1 protein-coding gene is annotated in these 388 nt (G+C 44.8%); it reads right to left on the bottom strand.

What is annotated here, in order from left to right; translation table 11 throughout:
* Window positions 1–135: 135 nt before the first annotated feature.
* Window positions 136–388: hypothetical protein (locus tag LKX83_RS31980; protein WP_227887302.1), on the bottom strand; the 253-nt coding region annotated here is incomplete at its 5' end.

Here is a 388-nt window from a genome sequence, read left to right as displayed (position 1 = left end):
TTTTCATCGAGGAGTTGCCCAAAAACACAACAGGAAAGATTCTGCGGCGGGCATTACGCGATATAGTCTTGAAATAAATAAGGGGCGGCCTCCGTATCAGAACGGAGCCGCCTCTTATTTATTTAGTATGATGCCTTAAAGTTTCCCGAAATTCTCGATGATCTCTGCTGCATGTTCGTATTTATCCTGCGTGAAGTGCTTCTTAGCCCAGTCCATAAGCTCATGGCGTCCGTTCAGTACGTACGTATCTTCGCCCCACTCTGTGGGAATCTCGCGTACGATAATACGAACGCCTTCCATTTCAGCCGTAATCATATTCCATTTGTCTTCTTTGTAGATAGTGTGTATTTTTGCCATAATATTGTCATCCTTCCTCCGGCGACCTTTT

Origin of the sequence: Cohnella baijiui, assembly GCF_020731285.1 — a bacterium.
Taxonomy (GTDB): Bacteria; Bacillota; Bacilli; order Paenibacillales; family Paenibacillaceae; genus Cohnella.
This window is presented reverse-complemented; position numbering and strand designations above follow the sequence as displayed.